At 57.1% G+C, this 17,439-nt stretch carries 20 protein-coding genes and 1 tRNA gene; 13 read left to right on the top strand and 8 right to left on the bottom strand.

All coding sequences use genetic code 11. The features are described from left to right. Nucleotides 1-460: 460 nt before the first annotated feature. Nucleotides 461-2,107, bottom strand: a complete 1,647-nt coding sequence (locus BGK68_RS13765; protein ID WP_075257567.1) for an OFA family MFS transporter — start codon at nucleotides 2,105-2,107, stop codon at nucleotides 461-463. 225 nt (nucleotides 2,108-2,332) lie between these two features. Here BGK68_RS13765 and BGK68_RS13760 point away from each other — a divergent pair, with 225 nt between their 5' ends. Continuing rightward, the gene (locus BGK68_RS13760; RefSeq protein WP_075257566.1) at nucleotides 2,333-3,400 is read left to right on the top strand and encodes a substrate-binding domain-containing protein; all 1,068 of its coding nucleotides are present in this window, start codon (nucleotides 2,333-2,335) and stop codon (nucleotides 3,398-3,400) included. 119 nt (nucleotides 3,401-3,519) lie between these two features. Next, on the top strand, nucleotides 3,520-4,431 hold the full coding sequence (locus BGK68_RS13755; RefSeq protein WP_075257565.1) for a LysR substrate-binding domain-containing protein: 912 nt from the start codon (nucleotides 3,520-3,522) through the stop codon (nucleotides 4,429-4,431). A 196-nt stretch (nucleotides 4,432-4,627) separates the two neighbouring features. Here BGK68_RS13755 and BGK68_RS13750 read toward each other — a convergent pair whose 3' ends face one another. Continuing rightward, a complete protein-coding gene (locus BGK68_RS13750) occupies nucleotides 4,628-5,542 on the bottom strand; it encodes a LysR family transcriptional regulator (RefSeq protein ID WP_075257564.1) in 915 nt (304 codons plus the stop codon). A 171-nt stretch (nucleotides 5,543-5,713) separates the two neighbouring features. On the opposite strand from BGK68_RS13750, the gene BGK68_RS13745 reads away from it, so the two are divergent. The 10 genes from BGK68_RS13745 (at nucleotide 5,714) to BGK68_RS13700 (ending at nucleotide 13,297) form a co-directional block, all read left to right on the top strand. Beyond that, a complete protein-coding gene (locus BGK68_RS13745; RefSeq protein ID WP_075257563.1) occupies nucleotides 5,714-6,652 on the top strand; it encodes a D-hexose-6-phosphate mutarotase in 939 nt (312 codons plus the stop codon). 223 nt (nucleotides 6,653-6,875) lie between these two features. Next, nucleotides 6,876-7,955: a tartrate dehydrogenase gene (locus BGK68_RS13740; protein WP_075257562.1), complete on the top strand. Its 1,080-nt coding sequence runs from the start codon at nucleotides 6,876-6,878 to the stop codon at nucleotides 7,953-7,955. 314 nt (nucleotides 7,956-8,269) lie between these two features. Then, on the top strand, nucleotides 8,270-8,698 hold the full coding sequence (locus BGK68_RS13730) for a surface-adhesin E family protein (protein ID WP_407645687.1): 429 nt from the start codon (nucleotides 8,270-8,272) through the stop codon (nucleotides 8,696-8,698). 78 nt (nucleotides 8,699-8,776) lie between these two features. Beyond that, nucleotides 8,777-8,861 (top strand) — tRNA-Leu (locus tag BGK68_RS13725). 136 nt (nucleotides 8,862-8,997) lie between these two features. Then, nucleotides 8,998-9,354: a hypothetical protein gene (locus tag BGK68_RS27505; protein WP_141107057.1), complete on the top strand. Its 357-nt coding sequence runs from the start codon at nucleotides 8,998-9,000 to the stop codon at nucleotides 9,352-9,354. Nucleotides 9,355-9,419: 65 nt separating this feature from the next. Further along, on the top strand, nucleotides 9,420-9,716 hold the full coding sequence (locus BGK68_RS13720) for a hypothetical protein (protein WP_075257560.1): 297 nt from the start codon (nucleotides 9,420-9,422) through the stop codon (nucleotides 9,714-9,716). A gap of 137 nt (nucleotides 9,717-9,853) precedes the next feature. After that, a complete protein-coding gene (locus BGK68_RS13715; RefSeq protein ID WP_143433050.1) occupies nucleotides 9,854-10,720 on the top strand; it encodes a hypothetical protein in 867 nt (288 codons plus the stop codon). Continuing rightward, nucleotides 10,710-11,144 (top strand): hypothetical protein, encoded by a 435-nt coding sequence (locus BGK68_RS13710; protein ID WP_075257558.1) that lies wholly within the window; start codon nucleotides 10,710-10,712, stop codon nucleotides 11,142-11,144. The genes BGK68_RS13715 and BGK68_RS13710 overlap by 11 nt, the downstream gene beginning before the upstream one ends. Before the next feature lie 109 nt (nucleotides 11,145-11,253). Then, entirely contained in the window at nucleotides 11,254-13,068 is a 1,815-nt protein-coding gene (locus BGK68_RS13705) for a MobA/MobL family protein (RefSeq protein ID WP_075257557.1), read from the top strand. A 7-nt stretch (nucleotides 13,069-13,075) separates the two neighbouring features. After that, nucleotides 13,076-13,297 (top strand): hypothetical protein, encoded by a 222-nt coding sequence (locus BGK68_RS13700; RefSeq protein ID WP_075257556.1) that lies wholly within the window; start codon nucleotides 13,076-13,078, stop codon nucleotides 13,295-13,297. On the opposite strand, the gene BGK68_RS13695 is transcribed toward BGK68_RS13700, so the two are convergent. Both BGK68_RS13695 and BGK68_RS13690 read right to left on the bottom strand, forming a co-directional pair. Continuing rightward, nucleotides 13,286-14,062, bottom strand: coding sequence for an IS3 family transposase (locus BGK68_RS13695; protein WP_075255802.1), 777 nt, complete (start codon nucleotides 14,060-14,062; stop codon nucleotides 13,286-13,288). The two genes, BGK68_RS13700 and BGK68_RS13695, sit on opposite strands and share 12 nt — an antisense overlap. A gap of 41 nt (nucleotides 14,063-14,103) precedes the next feature. Further along, complete coding sequence (locus tag BGK68_RS13690; RefSeq protein WP_017455550.1) at nucleotides 14,104-14,418, bottom strand: transposase; 315 nt, start codon at nucleotides 14,416-14,418, stop codon at nucleotides 14,104-14,106. Nucleotides 14,419-14,556: 138 nt separating this feature from the next. Between BGK68_RS13690 and BGK68_RS13685 the strand changes: the two genes are divergently transcribed. Continuing rightward, nucleotides 14,557-15,495 carry a hypothetical protein gene (locus tag BGK68_RS13685; protein WP_075257555.1) on the top strand — a complete coding sequence of 313 codons (939 nt, stop codon included), beginning with the start codon at nucleotides 14,557-14,559 and terminating at the stop codon, nucleotides 15,493-15,495. An 84-nt stretch (nucleotides 15,496-15,579) separates the two neighbouring features. Here the strand turns inward: BGK68_RS13685 and BGK68_RS27500 are convergent, their stop codons facing one another. From BGK68_RS27500 to BGK68_RS13675, 4 genes are all read right to left on the bottom strand, one after another. Next, nucleotides 15,580-15,882 (bottom strand): hypothetical protein, encoded by a 303-nt coding sequence (locus BGK68_RS27500; protein ID WP_143433049.1) that lies wholly within the window; start codon nucleotides 15,880-15,882, stop codon nucleotides 15,580-15,582. 20 nt (nucleotides 15,883-15,902) lie between these two features. Further along, entirely contained in the window at nucleotides 15,903-16,307 is a 405-nt protein-coding gene (locus BGK68_RS27495) for a hypothetical protein (RefSeq protein WP_143433048.1), read from the bottom strand. Nucleotides 16,308-16,431: 124 nt separating this feature from the next. Beyond that, nucleotides 16,432-17,004: a 3'-5' exonuclease gene (locus BGK68_RS13680; protein WP_075259828.1), complete on the bottom strand. Its 573-nt coding sequence runs from the start codon at nucleotides 17,002-17,004 to the stop codon at nucleotides 16,432-16,434. 175 nt (nucleotides 17,005-17,179) lie between these two features. Then, entirely contained in the window at nucleotides 17,180-17,437 is a 258-nt protein-coding gene (locus tag BGK68_RS13675) for a hypothetical protein (RefSeq protein ID WP_075257554.1), read from the bottom strand. Between the last annotated feature and the right edge of the window lie 2 nt (nucleotides 17,438-17,439).

Below are 17,439 nucleotides of genomic sequence, written 5' to 3'. Positions count from 1 at the left end.
TGTGGACCGCGCAAATGACGAATGAAAGGGATGGAACCGCGCCTAGGGAGGCGCAGCCTGCGGAAAGCAGATCAAGGGATGGGAAGAACAATGCAGCGGCATGACGCTGCCCCGGTGAAGGGCGCGCACCGCCGTGCGTGACGAACCAGCTAGTCTCCGTTGTTGCATGTTCTCCCTGCCTTTAGGGGTTGGTCTGAACACTGTGGATGCTGGCCTGCCCTTACCGGGTGGGCAGGCCATGCTCCTGTTTTTTTGATAGTCGCTGACACAAGCTGCCCTGGTTCACGTGGCCATGGCAGCTTGTGTCAGCGGCTTTCGCCGCTGTGGTCTTGCGTGCAGGCCGGGTGGAGCCGGCCTGCGGGTAAAACGAAATGACTGAATTACTGAACTACCGAAATACTTAACTACAAGATCACCAAACTACGTAACTACTTAATTACGTAACTACGTTAGCAAGTGATCAACGGAACAGCACCGCCGACTTCTGCAGCACCAGGGTGATACCCCAGATCAGCGGAATACCGACAGCCGCCCAGGCCAGACCGATCATGACCGGGTTGCCGCCGCTGCCGATCTGGGACATATCGCCCGAACCGGCAGTGACCGCTGCATCGGCCGCCGACTTTTCATGGGCCAGTTTCTTTTCATGGGCCAGTTCTTCCGGCGTCATGAAGTGCTTGGCCGCGACCGGGCGGATCAGCAGGTTGCAGATCAGGCCCAGGATGAGCATGCCGGCCAGGATGTACATGGTGGTGTTGTAGACCTCGTTCTTGGGCATGCCCTGGGCCAACTGGTACTCACGCATGTAGTTCACCACCACCGGACCGAGGATGCCGGCGGTCGCCCACGCAGTCAGCAGGCGACCGTGGATGGCGCCCACCATCTGGGTGCCGAACAGGTCGGCCAGGTAAGCCGGCACGGTAGCGAAGCCGCCGCCATACATCGACAGGATGATGCAGACCGCACCCACGAACAGCGGGATGTTGCCCGACTTGGCCGACCACGGCAGGCTCACGTACAACACGAAGCCCAGCACGAAGAAGATGGCGTAGGTCATCTTGCGACCGAAGAAGTCCGAGCACGAAGCCCAGGCGAAACGGCCACCGATGTTGAACAGCGAGATCAGGCCCGTGAAGCCGGCAGCCAGCGCCGCGATGGCGGTCTTCTGCTCGACCGAGAGGTCATTGAAACCGATATTCACGCCCAAGAGCTTGCCACCGAACACTTCCTGCAGCATCGGCGAAGCAATGCCGATGACGCCGATACCCGCCGACACGTTCAGGCAGAGCACCAGCCACACCAGCCAGAACTGGGGAATGCCCCAGACCTTGGAGACGTGGACGTGATTCTGGGTGATCATGGTCGCCGAGGACTTGGCCACCGGCGGGGTCCAGCCAGCCGGCTTCCAGCCGGTGGGCGGTACGCGGTAGCCGAAGGCGCCGGCCATCATGAAGACGAAGTAGATGACGGCCATGACCACGAAGGTTTCCCACACGCCCACCGAAGTTGGGGTGGCGAACTTCTTCATCAGCGCATCGGCCAGCGGCGTGCCGACCAGCGCACCACCGCCGAAGCCCATGATGGCCATGCCGGTAGCCATGCCGCGCCGGTCAGGGAACCACTTGATCAGGGTCGACACCGGCGAGATATAGCCCAGGCCCAGACCCACGCCGCCGATCACGCCCGAGCCCAGCCACATCAGCCAGATCTGGTGCGTCTTCACGCCCAGGGCCGAGATCAGCAGGCCGCCGCACCAGCAGATGGCGGCAACGACACCGGCCTTGCGGGGACCGGCATGTTCCAGCCAGCCACCCCAGAGGGCCGCGGAGATGCCCAGGAGGACGAAGAACATCGTGTACATCCAGCCCAGCATGGAAATCTTCCAGTCACAGGAGGACGAGAAGACCTGGGCGAAGAAACCGACATCGGCGCCGCAGGCAATGGGCGCGGTCACGCCCAGGGCCTTCGACAGCGGCAGCCAGAACACGGAAAAACCGTAGGCCATGCCGATGCACAGGTGGATTGCGAGCGCCGCTGGCGGGACCAGCCAGCGATTGAAGCCAGGCTTGGCGACTGTGTGTTCCTTGTTCAGGAAATCGAAAGCCATTATTCCTCCGAATATTTTATGAGTGATGTGTGTAGGCAAAAACGAAGGAGGGAAGTCGCGGCAAAGCCGGCAGGAACGGGTCGTGAAACCGTTCCATCTTTGCGACGATGTCCTCCTCTTGTATTTATATATGTACAACGCCGCATATATTTTCTATCATTTATGCGGAGTGACGCGAAATTATCACCGATAAACGGGCGTTTCAATATGCTTTATTTTTCTTAAATGTACAAAGTCCACATCAAACCTCACTGGGAAATCGCCTACGACAACGAGGCGCCACTGGACACCGCCAACCTGCTGATGTTGCTCACCGCCATCCAGCAAAGCGGTTCCATCGCCCGCGCGGCGCAGTTGACGCGCTACTCCTACCGCCATGCCTGGGGCCTGTTGCGCGAGGCCGAGCGACTGTTCGGCAATGCCCTCATCGAGAGCGGACGTGGCCGTGGCACCACACTGACCGATTTCGCCAGCAAGCTGCTGTGGGCCGATCGCCTGGTGACGGCGCGCCTGTCCCCGACGCTGGACAGCCTGGCCTCGGAACTGGAAGTCGAACTGGGCAAGACCGTCGAGGGCAAGGCCGAGAAAGTACGCCTGAACGCCAGCCATGGTTTTGCGGTGGCGGCACTACTGGGCAAGATCAACGAGGCGCGCCTGCCGGTGGAAGTGCGCTATCGCCACAGCACCGACGCCGTGGCCGCGCTGTCGCGCCAGGAGTGCGACCTGGCCGGCTTTCATGTACCGCTGGGGGAATTCGAGAAACCAGCCGTTTCCGCCTACACCAAATGGCTCAACAAGCGCAGCGACTGCCTGATCCACCTGGCCATCCGCAACCAGGGCCTGTTCGTGGAACCGGACAATCCCAAGGGCGTGCGCAACCTCACTGACCTGATCCGCACCGACCTGCGCTTCGTCAATCGCGAAGCGGGCTCCGGCACGCGCATGCTGCTGGAACTGATGCTGGCCGGCGCGGGTATTCCGCACAAGAAGATCAACGGTTTCGAGAACACCGAGTTCACCCATTCGGCGGTGGCTGCCTTCATCGCCAGCGGCATGGCCGACGTCGGCTTCGGGGTGCAGACCGCCGCCCACCGCTTCGGACTGGGCTTCATCCCGCTGGTGCGCGAGCGCTATTTCTTCGCCCTGCCGGCGGCTTCGCTGCACGATCCGCTGATCCGCGCGGTCATCGACATCCTGCAATCGGACAGCTTCCGCAAGGTGGTCAACAACCTGGCCGGCTACGACGCCACCGAGATGGGCAAGATCCAGACCATCAAGGAAGCCTTCGGCTGATCCCCGTGTCTGGCAGCCGCCCGCGCCGCTCTTGAAGGCGCGCGGCGAAGCGGCTACACTGCCGCCCCTGACCCGCAACCGCCCGGCTGCGGGTCGTTTCTTTTCTGCCTGATCGCTTCATGAACCTCGCTGCCCTCGACACCCGCCTGCTGCAATTGCTCGACGCCGTCCTCGACGAAACCCACCTGGCGCGCGCCGCCGCGCGCGTGGGCATGTCCTTGCCGACCGCAGCCAGCGCACTGGAACGCTGCCGCCAGTTGCTGCGCGATCCGCTGCTGGAAGATGGCGGCCAGCAGATGCAACTGAGCCGCACCGCCCAAGCCCTGCGCGAACCGCTGCGCCAGGCGCTGGCCGAACGCCACGCCGCATCGGCCAGTGCGGGCGCAAGCAGCCAGCCGCAGCGGGTGCGCATCCTCATGCCGGACTATCCGGCGCAGGTGGTGGCGCAGCCGCTGTACCGTGAGCTGGCCGGCAGCGCCGGCGCGCTGACACTGGAATTCCAGCCCTGGCAGGGTGACGCCCATGCCGCCGCCAGCCTGGAAAGCGGCCACACCGAACTGGTGCTGGGAGCCATCAAGCCCAATGCATCGCTGCGCGGGCGCGACGTCCTGCAAGAGCGCTGCGTGGCCGTCATGCGGCGCGACCATCCGGCCGCGCAAGGACTGACGCTGGCCAAATGGCTGGCCCATCCACAGTTGCGCATCTCTAGTCACGACACCTTGAATCGCATGCTTGATGAGCAGTTGGCCACCCAAGGCCACCGGGCCCGCATCGGCATGGTGATCCCCAATTTCCTGATGGCCCCGGCCCTGCTGCACGGCTCGGACCTGATCGCCATCATGCCCATGCACTGCGTGCCTGCGGCCAGCGCGGCCCACCCGGTGGCACTGAGTTGCCTGCGCCCGCCCCTGCCGCTGGATGCACCGCCGCTGCGGCTGCTGCACCATCGCCGCCATGCCGAGGACGCCGCCGTATCGCAGGTGGCGCAAGCGCTGGAGCGCATCGTGCGGCAGCATCTGGATGGGCGTTGAGCATTGAACATTGAGCGCGGAGTGTCGAGCAAGGAGCCATTGCTCCCACCTACCGTTCGGACTGAGTAGCGCCGCAAGGCGCGTATCGAAGGCGCGGCGGACTTGGCGTCTTCGATACGCCGCTCACGCGGCTACTCAGTGCGAACGGGAGGGGGATGCGCACACCGCCAACCTCAGCCTCCCCCTTTCCTCCCTATCAAGCCATGGCCGGCAGCCCCGCCACATCCAGATGCTTCTGCAGGAAGCGCACGCATTCGCGCACCTTGGCCGAATTCTTCAACTGCAGGGGATAGACCGCACACAAGTCAGCCTCCTGAAAATACTGAGGCAACACCCGCACCAGCCGGCCGCGCTTGAGGCTGTCAGCCACATCCCAAGCCGAGCGCAGGATGATGCCATGACCATCGACAGCCCACTGATGGATGATCTCGCCGTGATTGGAGGCCAGCATGCCCGAGACCTTGACCGTCTCCACTCCCTTGGGTCCCATCATGCGCCAGATGCCAAAGGACTGGTTGCGCTCGCGGATCACCAGACACTGGTGCTGGCGTAGCGCGGCCAGGTCCGCAGGCAGGCCATGCTTCTTGAGATAGGCCGGGCTGGCGCACAGCACCCGCTGGCTGGGCAGGATGCGCTTGGAGAACAGATGCGGCTCATGCCCCGCCCCCACGCGGATATCCAGATCGATCCCCTCATTAACCAGGTCGATCTGCCGGTCCACCAGTTCCAGCTGTATCTTCAGTTCCGGATGTTCGCTGGCAAAGCGCGACAGCAACGGCGAGACCACCTTGCGCCCCAGCCCGAAGCTGGTGCTGATCTTGAGCAACCCGCGCGGCACGCGCTTGGCGCTGCTCACCGTCTCCATCATCTGCTCGACGTCATCCAGGATCCTGCGCGCCCATTCATGGACATTGCCGCCGTCTTCGGTCATGACCACGCTGCGCGTGGTGCGATGGAACAGCCGCACGCCCAGGGCCTGCTCCAGCAGGGCGATGCGCTTGCTGATATAGGCAGGTGATGCGCCCACCTCGCGCGCCGAACCCGCAAAACTGCTGTGGCGCGCCACCACGCAAAACAGGCGCAGATCTTCCAGCAAGGGAGTATTGTTCACGATATGTAGCCATTGAAATCCACGATCCGTGGATTATAGCCCCGCCAATGATCCGCACCACCGGCCTGGCGAGACACGTCGCATCGCCTGCCAACCCGGTCAGATCTCCCGCAACTGGCTGAAATGTGGCAGTCTTGCAGCATCGCAACGAATTCTCTTGGAGACATCGGCATGAGCCTCATTGACGAACAGGAAGTCCCGCCCGATCTTCCCCACATCCAGCGCATCGAAGTCAACCAGCTGCAATGCCTGCGCGTGCAGACAGCGCGGGCAGAACTGCTCATTGCCGAACAGGGCGCGCAGGTGCTGCGCTATCAGGAGCATGGACAGCAACCGCTGATCTGGATGAGCGAAGAAGCCGCCTTCGAGGCCGGCAACTCGGTGCGCGGCGGGATTCCCGTCTGCTGGCCCTGGTTCGGCGACCTGATGCGCAACCCGCCGCAGGTGCAATCGCTGCACTCGGGCGGCCGCCTGCCCGCGCACGGCCTGGTGCGCGGCATTCCCTGGCTGCTGATGGAGAACGCCATCGAGGGTGACAGCGTGCGCCTGGTGCTGGCCATTCCCCCCACCAGCGAATCGCCGGCGCTGCGCCACCTGCCGCCGGGCATCGAGCTGCGCCTGGAGATCCTGCTGGACGACCGCCTGCACCTCAAGCTCACCACCCGCAATGGCAGCGAGCAACACCTCGCCCTCACGCAGGCGCTGCACAGCTACTTCGCCGTCAGCAGCATCCACGACGTCACCGTCGAAGGCCTGGAAGGCCACCGCTATATCGAGACCCTGGAAGGCTGGGCCGAGCGCGAGCAGAAGCGCGCCCTGGTGGTCAGCAGCGAAACCGACCGCATCTATCTGGACCTGCCGCCGCGCCTGTCCATCCGCGACGATGGCTGGAACCGCCGCATCCAGATCGAGGCCAGCGGATCGAGCTCGGCCGTGGTCTGGAACCCCTGGGTGAGCAAGGCCCGTCGGCTGTCGCAGTTCGCCGACGATGCCTGGCAACGCATGCTGTGCGTAGAAACGGCCAACGTGATGGAAGACCTGGTGGAACTGGAGCCCGGCGCCGAGCACACCCTGGGCGTGACGCTCTGGAGCGAGACGCTAGCTGGCTGATCGGCTCTCCTCCCGGCTCCGCTGATGAGGCGCTGACCGTTCTGGTAGCGCCTTTTTGCTGGCTGGCGTTTTCGGCATCATTCACGATTCGTGTTTTATGGAATCACCAGTTCGTGGATGATCGCAACAGGGAAGCGCTCTATGATGAAGCCCATGACGAGCCCGTCATGAGCCCGCCTTCCATCGTCCAACATCGTCCAGTCAGATCAGAGGAGCACAAGAGATGAGCAAGACCCACAAGATCGCCGTCATCGCCGGCGACGGCATCGGCCAGGAAGTCATGCCCGAAGGCCTGCGCGCAGTCCAGGCCGCCAGCAAGAAATTCGGCATCGACATTGAATTCACCCACTTCGACTGGGCGCACTGCAACTACTACGCCCAGCACGGCAAGATGATGCCGGACGACTGGTTCGAGCAGTTGAAGGGATTCGAAGCGATCTACTTTGGCGCCGTCGGCTGGCCGGCCACGGTGCCGGACCACGTCTCGCTGTGGGGTTCGCTGCTCAAGTTCCGGCGCGACTTCGACCTCTACGTCAACCTGCGCCCGGTGCGCCTGATGCCCGGCGTGCCCTGCCCGCTGGCCAACCGCAAGCCCGGCGACATCGACTTCTACGTCGTGCGCGAGAACACCGAAGGCGAATATTCCTCCATCGGCGGTCGCATGTACGAAGGCACCGAGCGCGAGACCGTCATCCAGGAATCGGTGTTCAGCCGCAAAGGCACCGACCGCATCCTCAAGTTCGCCTTCGACCTGGCGCAAAGCCGCCCCAAGAAGCACCTCACCTCGGCCACCAAGTCCAACGGCATCGCCATCACCATGCCCTACTGGGATGAGCGCGTCGAAGCCATGGGCGCGAAGTATCCCGACGTGCGCCGCGACAAGTACCACATCGACATCCTCACCGCGCACTTCGTGCTGAACCCGGATCGCTTCGACGTGGTGGTGGCCTCCAACCTGTTCGGCGACATCCTCTCCGACCTCGGCCCGGCCTGCGCCGGCACCATCGGCATTGCGCCCTCGGCCAACATCAACCCCAGCCGCGAACTGCCCTCGCTGTTCGAGCCCGTGCACGGCTCGGCCCCGGACATCTTCGGCAAGAACATCGCCAACCCGGTAGCCATGATCTGGTCGGGCGCGATGATGCTGGACTTCCTCGGCGGCGGCCAGGGCAAGTACCGCCAGGCCCACGACGCCATGCTGGCCGCCATCGAGACCGTGCTGGTCAACGGCCCCACCACGCCCGACCTGGGCGGCAAGAGCAACACGGCCGAGGTCGGCCAGGCGATTGCGGCAGCGATCTGAGCGGCGCTGGCCGGACCTGGCGGCGCGGGTCCGGTCAGCCGCCCTGCCCTTGCCCTTGCCTTTGCTTGAGGCCGTATCCGGCGATTTCGCTGAGATTGCAGCATGTCAATTTGCGAAGACATGTTAGGATTACTGCAACTCAATTTCTCGCGATCGGCAGGTTGGACATGGTGGCAAGGCTGGACACGGCAAAGCACTGGGTGCTGGCGCAACTGCTCTTCTGGAGCATCGTGCTGATCCTGATGCTGGAAGACGATGTCGCCATGCTGGCCATGATGATGAGCTGACGCGACGCCGGCCCCGATATGGATAGCGTGTTTTCCTTTTTTTCTGCGCAGCGCGCAGCGCTGCTGCTGGGCGCTGTGCTGGCCACGACTGGCCTGACGGCCCATGCCGAATGGTTGCCGCTGGGTGAGAACAGCATTGGCAGCTTCTTCATCGACAAGAGCAGCATCGTCACTACGCGCAGCGTGCGCCAGGCGCAGATCCTGCTGAACTGGCACCGGCCGCAACTGTTGATGGGCCAGGGCAGCAAGACGTATTACCTGTCCGAGATCTCGACGGCCTACTTCGATTGCGGCAACCGCCAGCTGGGATTTGGCAGCCGCAAGATGTATGCGCAGGCCGATGGGCGTGGCCAGTTGCTGCTGGCGCCGCAGCTGGCGTATTCGGACGTCAAATTGCAGGATCCCATCCCTGGTTCCACCGGTGAGCGGGCCATCGAGGCGGTGTGCGGTAAATAATTTCCACGCCCGGCATGGCTGACCGTGTTGAGGGCTTGCTCCTCGGCGCGAAATCATACATAATTGCCGGCTTGCGTCGCCGGGATGGCGGAATAGGTAGACGCACGGGACTCAAAATCCCGCGCCGCAAGGCGTGCCGGTTCGATTCCGGCTCCCGGCACCAGTAGATTTCAGGGATTAGGTATGAAGGAAGATATCCGATTATACCGAGTCACTCCCTAAAAGTTGACCAATTTTGACCTGGTCAATCTTCAAAAGGCGCCTGAAGTAATTCGGTATATTTCGGTACATCGAGCTTCTTGCTTGCATATCTGCAAGCTGATAAATTACTTCGCATGCGGGCTTCCTCTCCTCAACTGTCGACCAATCAAAAGCGGGCTATCGGCCTCTACAAGCTTTATGGCTTGCTGATGACGCTTGTCTTTGTAGCATTGGTGCTGGGAAAGCTCGGATTTCTTGTCACTGCGATTTCGCCTGTTTTGCTGGTAATGGTGGTGACGCTGGGCTGCTTAATTTTTTCCTACGCGTACCGCCTTTCCAGGTCCAACTTACTGGTGCTACGCCGTCGACCAGCCGCACCGGTCTCGCCCCATTTCCCCCCTAACGCTCACCCCGAGCAGGCCGAACGGCCTCCCCGCTCCGCTCCTAAGAAATGATTTAGCGCATCCGTTGGGATGCACGAATTAATTCGTGCCGCACTTTTGCGGCATAAGGAGCATTCATGCAACAAATCTCTACCCTGGATCTCGTCTTGCGCAGCTCCGGCGGCGCCCTGCTCGTCCCACTGAAGAAAACCGCAGACATTCTCGGCCTCGAGCCGCAGACCATACGAAATCGACTTTGTGCGAAGACTTTCGAATTGGTGCCCGTCAGGATCGGTCGCATGAACTATTTCAAGATCGCGGACATCGCTTCGCTCATCGACTCAACGGTAGCCATATCGGGAGGCAAACGTAAGCCTGGTCGGCCTCGCAAATCAGAGGCGCAACGCGCAAGCCTCCATCAGAGAGGTGCCTAAGTATGGGGCGCTCTCGCATATTTAACACTGCCTTCTGGAAGGATCCCGATCTCACGGATCTGACAACAGAGGAGCGATTCACTCTTTTTCTATTCCTTACGTGCGAAGAGAGCGGTGTCATAGGCGTCTACCGAGTAATGTGGCGCGCAGTGGGTGTCGGTGCCGGTTGGACTGAGCCCCAAGTACTCAACGCGTTAAGACATCTTCAAGACAAAGGTCTAATCGAATTCGATGAAGTTTCAGGCTGGGTCTGGGTAAAGGAGTGGTGGAAGCACAACTCTTTGAAAGGAGCCTTTACCGGAAATGTGCAAAAAAAAGCCTATGAAGAATTAGGCTGCGTTCCAGCCATGTGGCGCGACGGCGTTATTCAATGGCTAAAGAAATATGACCCAGATGGCGTCTTACAAGGACTGAGCACCCCCTCCGAAGGGTATCCGGACGGGGTTCCAAGCACATCCGAAGAGGCAGGCGGTAACCCTAACCCTAACCCTATCCCTACTTCTATTTCTACCACCACCAACCCGGTTGGTAGTGGGATCAAAACAATCGAAGATCTTGAAGATCTGATTGAGGCTGCAGTTTGGATTCAGCGCAAAAAGAAGCCGATGACCAACGAGCCACGATTTCGCGAGGTAGTCAGGGCGCGCATTATCAGCGACGGTGCCAACAGTAGTGACCTGAATTCGCTTGAAAAATGGCGTTCCGAATTCGCAGCTCGCCATGAGCTTGAGCAAATACAGCACCAAGAACAGCAAGCTAAAGCTGAACAGCAAGCAAGAGAGGCCGCAGCTCATGCGGTCGCGTACGCCCATTTCGAGTCATTAAATGAAGATACGAAACAATCGGTAATTACGGAATTCGGCGCCTTTCTCGAGCAAAACAATCGTCCGGTCTTCAACCTCTATAGAAAAGACGGGCTGGCATCGAAATTTGTGCGCACTGACTTCACGAAATTTCTGGCAGCAAACATGAATGCATCTCAAGGGAACAAGCATGAGTTATGACAAAAATCAGCGACTCGCTTGGATGACGTCGCTCGCCAAAAAGACATCAGATCAGGAAATGATCATTCAGCTCTCAGCGAAAGAAGAAACTACTCCAGTAGAAAAGAAGCTGCTGGATAGTCTCTGGGCGGCAGACAAACTTAAATTTAAAGCTCGAGAGGCCGAGCGTAGAACAAGCGAAATCTTCCGCACGGTTCAGGACGCAAGCAGGAAGCGCCAGAATCACGCCAAGATCTGCATCGGAATTGCTGCCCTACAAATTGCTTCAGAAAACGCCACTGTCACGATGGCATTGCTTCAGAAGTTGAAGAACATCGAAAACGTTGATGAGGAAGCGGTCGTAGATGTTCTACGTGCATATCACGCGAGGTTCCCTGAGAAAAAGGCATCCGAATCGCCAGCATCCAGCGGCCAGGCCTCATGACTCAACAGCATGACAATGCGCGCTTAGTAGTTTCTCCACAAAGTGGAGAAACGCGCGGCCTTGCAGGCGGCACGCTCACGTCGTGAGCGTAAGGTTCGGATCCAAGTAGATGAGTCCACTAGGCCACTATCACTTCAGGGTTTCGGTAGGCGACCGTAAAGGCGGCGGACGGATCGACGCGCACCTCAAGTATCAGTACAACTTTCGCACTGGACGCTATCAGGACCTGAATCGGCAGCGGAACGCACGTGCTGGTAACGATGAAACCCTTCTCTATTCGCAGAGTGGGAATCTACCATTATGGGCGTCAGATAACGCCGAGTCTTTTTGGCGTGCCTCACATGAATTCGAACGGAAGAATGGGACGCAATATCGAGAATTCGAAGCGTCACTTCCTCGAGGCCTATCACTGCAAGAACAGATCGGCTTGGTACAGAGTTTCGTCTCGGCCCATTTTTCTCGCCACCCATTCAGTCTAGCAGTGCATTCGAAACGACAGAGCGACGGGATGCCGGCCGCACATGTACATATCCAGATCTCAGAACGACTGAATGATGGAATTGACCGCTCACCCGATAGATTTTTCAAGAGATATAACGCAAAAGATCCTGCGGGCGGAGGTTGCAAAAAGGACTCCATGGGAACACGAGATCGTCTGCAGGCATTCAGGCAATCTTGGGCGGAGCACTGCAACACGTCGCTCGAAGCCGTCGGACGGCTGGAGCGCGTCGATCATCGCTCATATAAAGACCGGCAGATTGATCTCCAACCGGAAAAGAAAATGGCAGGGAAGAAAGCCCGCACGCTGACTGAGATGGATTCTATACGTATCAATGAGTCGCGATCTGCTCGGCGTTCATACATCGAGGCTTTGATGAGAACTCAAAACTTAAGAAAGGAGTTAACAATGTATGGCACATTAAAAAACATTGCGGCACATTCCAATACAGCAAAACACAGTAGCGCACATTTTTCACGCCCTGCCCCGAGCAACCCAAATAATGTTTTTTACATTAACAAGCTTCGAGAAGACGCCGCTGTTTTGGAGAAAGACCTAAATTCGTTCTTAAGAAATCCGTCGAAGCAGGAAGCGAAATTACTGTCAGATAGGCTTATTGAATTGGCACAAAAGACCGAAATTGACAGAAAAGAAGAGCGTACCAGGACAAATAGTGCAGACGTTTCTGCGTCCCACGAAATTGTTTCGGAACTACTAGAAGCGATTCGGAGAGGACTCAATTTCATTCTGCGTATTTTCGGCATTGAAGAGATTCCCCCGTTTTTTCCGTCTGCTACGAAGTCGTTGCAACATGCTGGAGACCCTCCAGCCAGCGCCAGATCTGCTTTAGGGTCCACAGTCGCAGCATTACGGCGTCAAGAGCTGCTCTTAGACAAGTCTCCCATTGTCAGTAGAAGCGAGATTCGTACTTCACTCCTGGAGAAAATGATTACTAGTTCGGACGCGGCACCAGAGTTCAAAAAGCTGAGAGCTCAACAAACCGCGCTTGCCAGAGCTGCTGGTGAGCAGCGCGAAATTCAAACGAAACTACGTGATCAATTGACTAACTCGACATTTATCGCTCGTAATCGCTTGACCAAACAGATGGCGGACTTGGATATAAAGATTATAAATACCGATCGCAAAGCTACGGGTGTTGACAATGCTCTGGATCGCCTCCTGCAAAAATTTGAGGAAGAACATAAAGAGGCCATTGACATGAGGACCAATAGCGTCCTGGAGATTCAACGTGAACAACAAGAGTTCCGTCAGCGCTTGCGACGCGCAATAGAGGAGGCTGGGCAACAGGACAAGCTCGATACAGGGATGAAACCGTCGTCCGAACCAGAGTTGGGGCTTACCACACGGAACGGCCTCGAAAAAGAAGTTTCAACTCGCGCTGGCTTCAACCCCAAAATGAATTGAACGGGCAATGTCTTCTGATGCCGCCAGACTGAATCGCCGCGATCCAGAGCTTGAAGCGCTGAAACGGGGTAACCCTGATCTCTCCAATGCCGTAGATCTGCAGCTCGCGCGCGCAGCCTCGTTGGCGAACCGCGAGGCCGCGTATCTCGTTGAGATCGAGATTTGGACACTATTTTTTCAATGCACTTTTGTAATGACCCAGCGAAACCTGCTCAAGTTATGCGGCTAAAGCAAACGCCTCAGCCGGTGTCTTCATGCCCAGCGCCTGATGCGGCCGGCGGTGGTTATAGAAGCCGATCCAGTCACCAATGATGCGACTGGCGTGCTGCAATGTTTCGAAGCGATGTCGATGAGCGCATTGCTCCTTTAGGGTTCTGATGACGCGTTCGACCATGCCATTCTGCTGTGGGCAATGCGGCGTGATGAACTCTTGCTGAAGCCCGTAACTGCGGACCAACGCGGTGTAACTACGGCTGGTGAACACCAAGCCGTTATCTGAGCGCAGCAAGAACGGCGCCGTCACGCGACCCAGTGAGCCATAACGCGCGATCAGCGCTTGCTCCAAGGCCGACTCTGCCGTCTTCGACTTGCCCGAACGCGACAGATGCCAGCCCAGTAATTCCCGCGTGTGGCAATCAATCACCAAGGCTAGCACCGCCCAGCCATCTCGCCCTGTCCAGATCCGACACAGATCGGTTGCCCAGCGCTGGTCTGGTCCTGTGGCTACCGACGGCAAGGCCTTCACCCTGGGCCGGAAACCAATAGGACGCTTCTTGACCTGCCAACCTTTGATCTGGAAGATCCTCTGCACCGTGTTCTTATTGAACCCGAGCAGGCCAGCCACCGTGCGATAGCCGAAGGACGGCTCTTCCAGGATCATCTTGCGAATGGGTTCGGCAAAGCGCTCCTGCACCTTGGGCTCAGCCTTCACCGGCTTGTAGTAAGCGCTGCGCCTGGCAATCCCAAACCACGCGCATATCTTGCTGACAGCCACATCGAAACCGTCTTGTTTGAGTCCCTGGCGGATGGTCTCGATTACTTGTCTTCCTCGCCCAACAGGGACGCCAATTTTTTTCTGGCGCGCAGCTCCAGCATGGCTTCTCCGTAGGCTTCCTGCAGCTCCTTGAGTTGCCGCTCGTACTGTTCTCTCACATCCAGCGGCTTGGCGCGCAGGGCGTTCTCCATCCCTTTGCGGCCTTCATCGACCCATTCTTCGATCTCGGATGGCGGGATATCAAACGACCGGCTAGCCTCGGCTACCGTCGTCTTTCCCTGGATGATTTCCATCACCAGCGCCGCTTTGCGCTTGGCTGTCCAACGTTTGAATTCTTCTTCCATGACCTTGCTCATTTTGATTCCCTTTTAGGATTATCTACTGAGCAGGTTTTTAGTGGGTCATTACACTTTGGGCCTCTCCATTGGCGACGCCGCCATCTTAGCTCGCGCCACAGTTTCGATTCCTCCAAAAGGTAGCAAGCCCTCGAACTCATGAACATACTCAGGCAGCTGATTGACGAGAATCCTCCCGCTATCCTTACCAGCACACTGACTTCCGAACTATTTGAAAGGCTGAGGATGCATCCGTATCCAGCAATCTTAATCAATCGCCAGCGCTCCGCGAACTGGGGTGGCTTCTGCTCATACCTCGACTATACGGAGGCCGGTGAAGTCGCAATCAGTAATCAACTAGTTCAGCGCACGGATTTGTCAGAAGAAATGCACAGAAGGCAAATCCTTGCGCTCTACCTGCATGAGTGCGCTCATCGTATTTGCGGCGGAGAGTTCGGCCATGGGGAGATCTTTTCAGCCATGGTCCTTATTCTCTACATCAGAGCAGGTTCATTCTGCGGCAGACCTCTGTATCACTCATTCGCGCTCTACGATATTGACGAAGGACACGATGACCTGCAGGGCGTCCCTCAGGCAATCACCTGGTCAATCAACCAAGCTAATGAGCTTGCGAAATCTTCGCTCTCTGCTGAGGAGTGCGCAGCAAGCCTGGTGGTCCGGCATGCTGAATGGCTGGAGGAATTACGGCAAAGAGATAGTGAAAAGGCCGCCCTTGAATCTCGCCGAAAGCAAAATATGATGAGGTGGAATCAGCTTAAATCTGATGTTCGTCGCTGGAAATTTTTAGCTATCACTGCGGGGATCGCATTTCTCACGCTGTTCGTTACTGTGACGTCGTATGCAGACGAAATAGATCAGAAAACCCAAGCGGAATTCGAGACATACAAACGATCGAAGATGGTGTGGACGTGTGATTGTGTGGGCGGGCGGGAGGTGTGGTCTTGGAAATCCGTAAAACAACTAGAAGATGAAACGCTTGCTAAACAGCGAGAGGTAGACTCATTGATAGCGAAAAGAGGATGGACTACGCCCATACCCGCTGCCGCAAGATTTGCCTTGCAGTCAACGTGCAAATAATGCAAAGAGAATCCCAGGTTTTCTTGAAGGACGCCAATTGATGAGATTCTCTTCGCGGCTTGGCGCAGGCACGCCAGTACAACGTCACGGCATTCTGGCTTCTGAAATAATATCAAGTAGCTGATCAATGACCAGGTCGGCGTCTTTACGATGGAACAGGTTTAAGCTGGGATGATATTGCCCGGTCGACGTACGCACAACAATACTGTATTCCGTCGATGGATCATCGCCTCCCCCAAAGCACACGCTCCTACGTACCTCTTCTATGAGATCAAGCCGAATCCAGGTTGGCTTCTGCTCATTAGCTGATGGTAACCGATTGGCTTCAGAAGGAACTACTCGTATCCAACGGAAACGTCCGTCAAAAGATTTTGTAATCAGGTCCATATTGTTTTCAGTGGTGAAATTTAAGTCGGGAGAGCCCAAATAGCTTGGACTTTAGCATTCCAATGTTCCGCTTGCTGTGCCGACGTGCAGCGAACTTTGATCAAAGGGCATACAACATTGTTCATCCTGAAATGCAGGAAATTGCGCTCCTTCCTTCCGTTCCGATCAACCCAAAGCCATTGGATTTCCGCCATTTCATCAAAATTGAATAGCTGCACGCCTTTAGCAGTTGCGAATGCTACCCGATGACTATTTGAGTCAAAAGCCACGTAGTGGGAGCCACCTTCCAGTAGGTGCTCGCTACTGAAATTTTGTGCTCGAAGCCCGTCCAAAAGCTGCCTTCGTGAACGATCCTCTCGACGATAAAGCGACCAAAGGCCATAGATTATCAATCCAACAACCAATACAAAAACGAAGAAGAACATCATTGCTCCCACAGGATTATTTTTTAATTATCAAAACAAAAATACTCTATGTAGCCGAAGGAATAATTGGGCATATCCAACTATTCCTTCAGGAAATAATACTACAGGCTTCTTCGCATCCTTCTTAGATTGCGGGATTTTTTGACTTCCTCAGGTGGCTATGTCCCAAAATAAAAGGTAACAGCCTGGCGATGTTAACTGCATCATCAAGTCCTCGATGATGTTGGCCTAACAAACTAAACCCGGCTAACTCGCAAGCCTTTGCCATGCCGACTTCTTTACCGATCTTTTGATTTTTCGCAAACATCTTTTTCGCGTTCTGATGCGGGAAAGCAATCGGGAACTTCACCTGGTGCAAAGACGAATCTCTCACCAATTGCTTCTGGTCATATGCTCCCCAGCTCATCCAAACAGCCTGGGGATCGCTATGCTCTTCTGCAAACAAAAATAATTTTTCGGCGGCAGTTGCAAACAACGGCGCTGTATCAACGTCGTGTTGAGAAATACCTGTCAAGGCCCTACAAAAAGGTGTGAGGGCCGGATTTACCAGCGGTTTCACAAACTGCTGGAACCGCTGGAGCACCTCACCTGACGGCGACGCCCAACAAGCTCCAATTTCAATAATTTCCATGTTCTCGGCCGTGATGCTGCCGTCATCGGAACACGTCGCCTCAAGATCTACTACCAGGTACTTCATATCAATCCCCCACAATGAGGTTATTTGGTGGCGCCCCTCCCGTTCCTCATGGGGGAAGGAGCAGTTTGGACTGCCCCTCCCCCCACGAGCCAGGATGTCCTTTCCGCGCGCCGTCAAGGAGCTTTCGCGGCATAAACGCGGTACCCGCATTTATTCCACGGTCTCCTTGACGGAGCTACATAACGGCGTCGTACATATGCCGGCAATGCAAAATCCCCGCGAGATAGCCACTGAGAACACCCAACTGAGCTTCGGTCTCAGTCAGGCCAATTAGCGCTTGCAACCGATCAAGCGCCATGATGAACGGATCTTCATCCTCCAAAATAATCAAAATCTCATTTATTTTTTTGGAAACCGATTCCTGACTTTCATCAAGTGTCGCTTCGATCAACGGTCGAAGAATAGTGCCCAATTCAATCATAGAATTCATCATTA

The sequence above is a fragment of the Herbaspirillum camelliae genome (assembly GCF_001929405.1).
GTDB classification, from domain to species: Bacteria; Pseudomonadota; Gammaproteobacteria; order Burkholderiales; family Burkholderiaceae_D; genus Herbaspirillum; species Herbaspirillum seropedicae.
The sequence above is the reverse complement of the archived record's forward strand: the minus strand, read 5'-3'. Positions and strand labels throughout refer to the sequence as shown.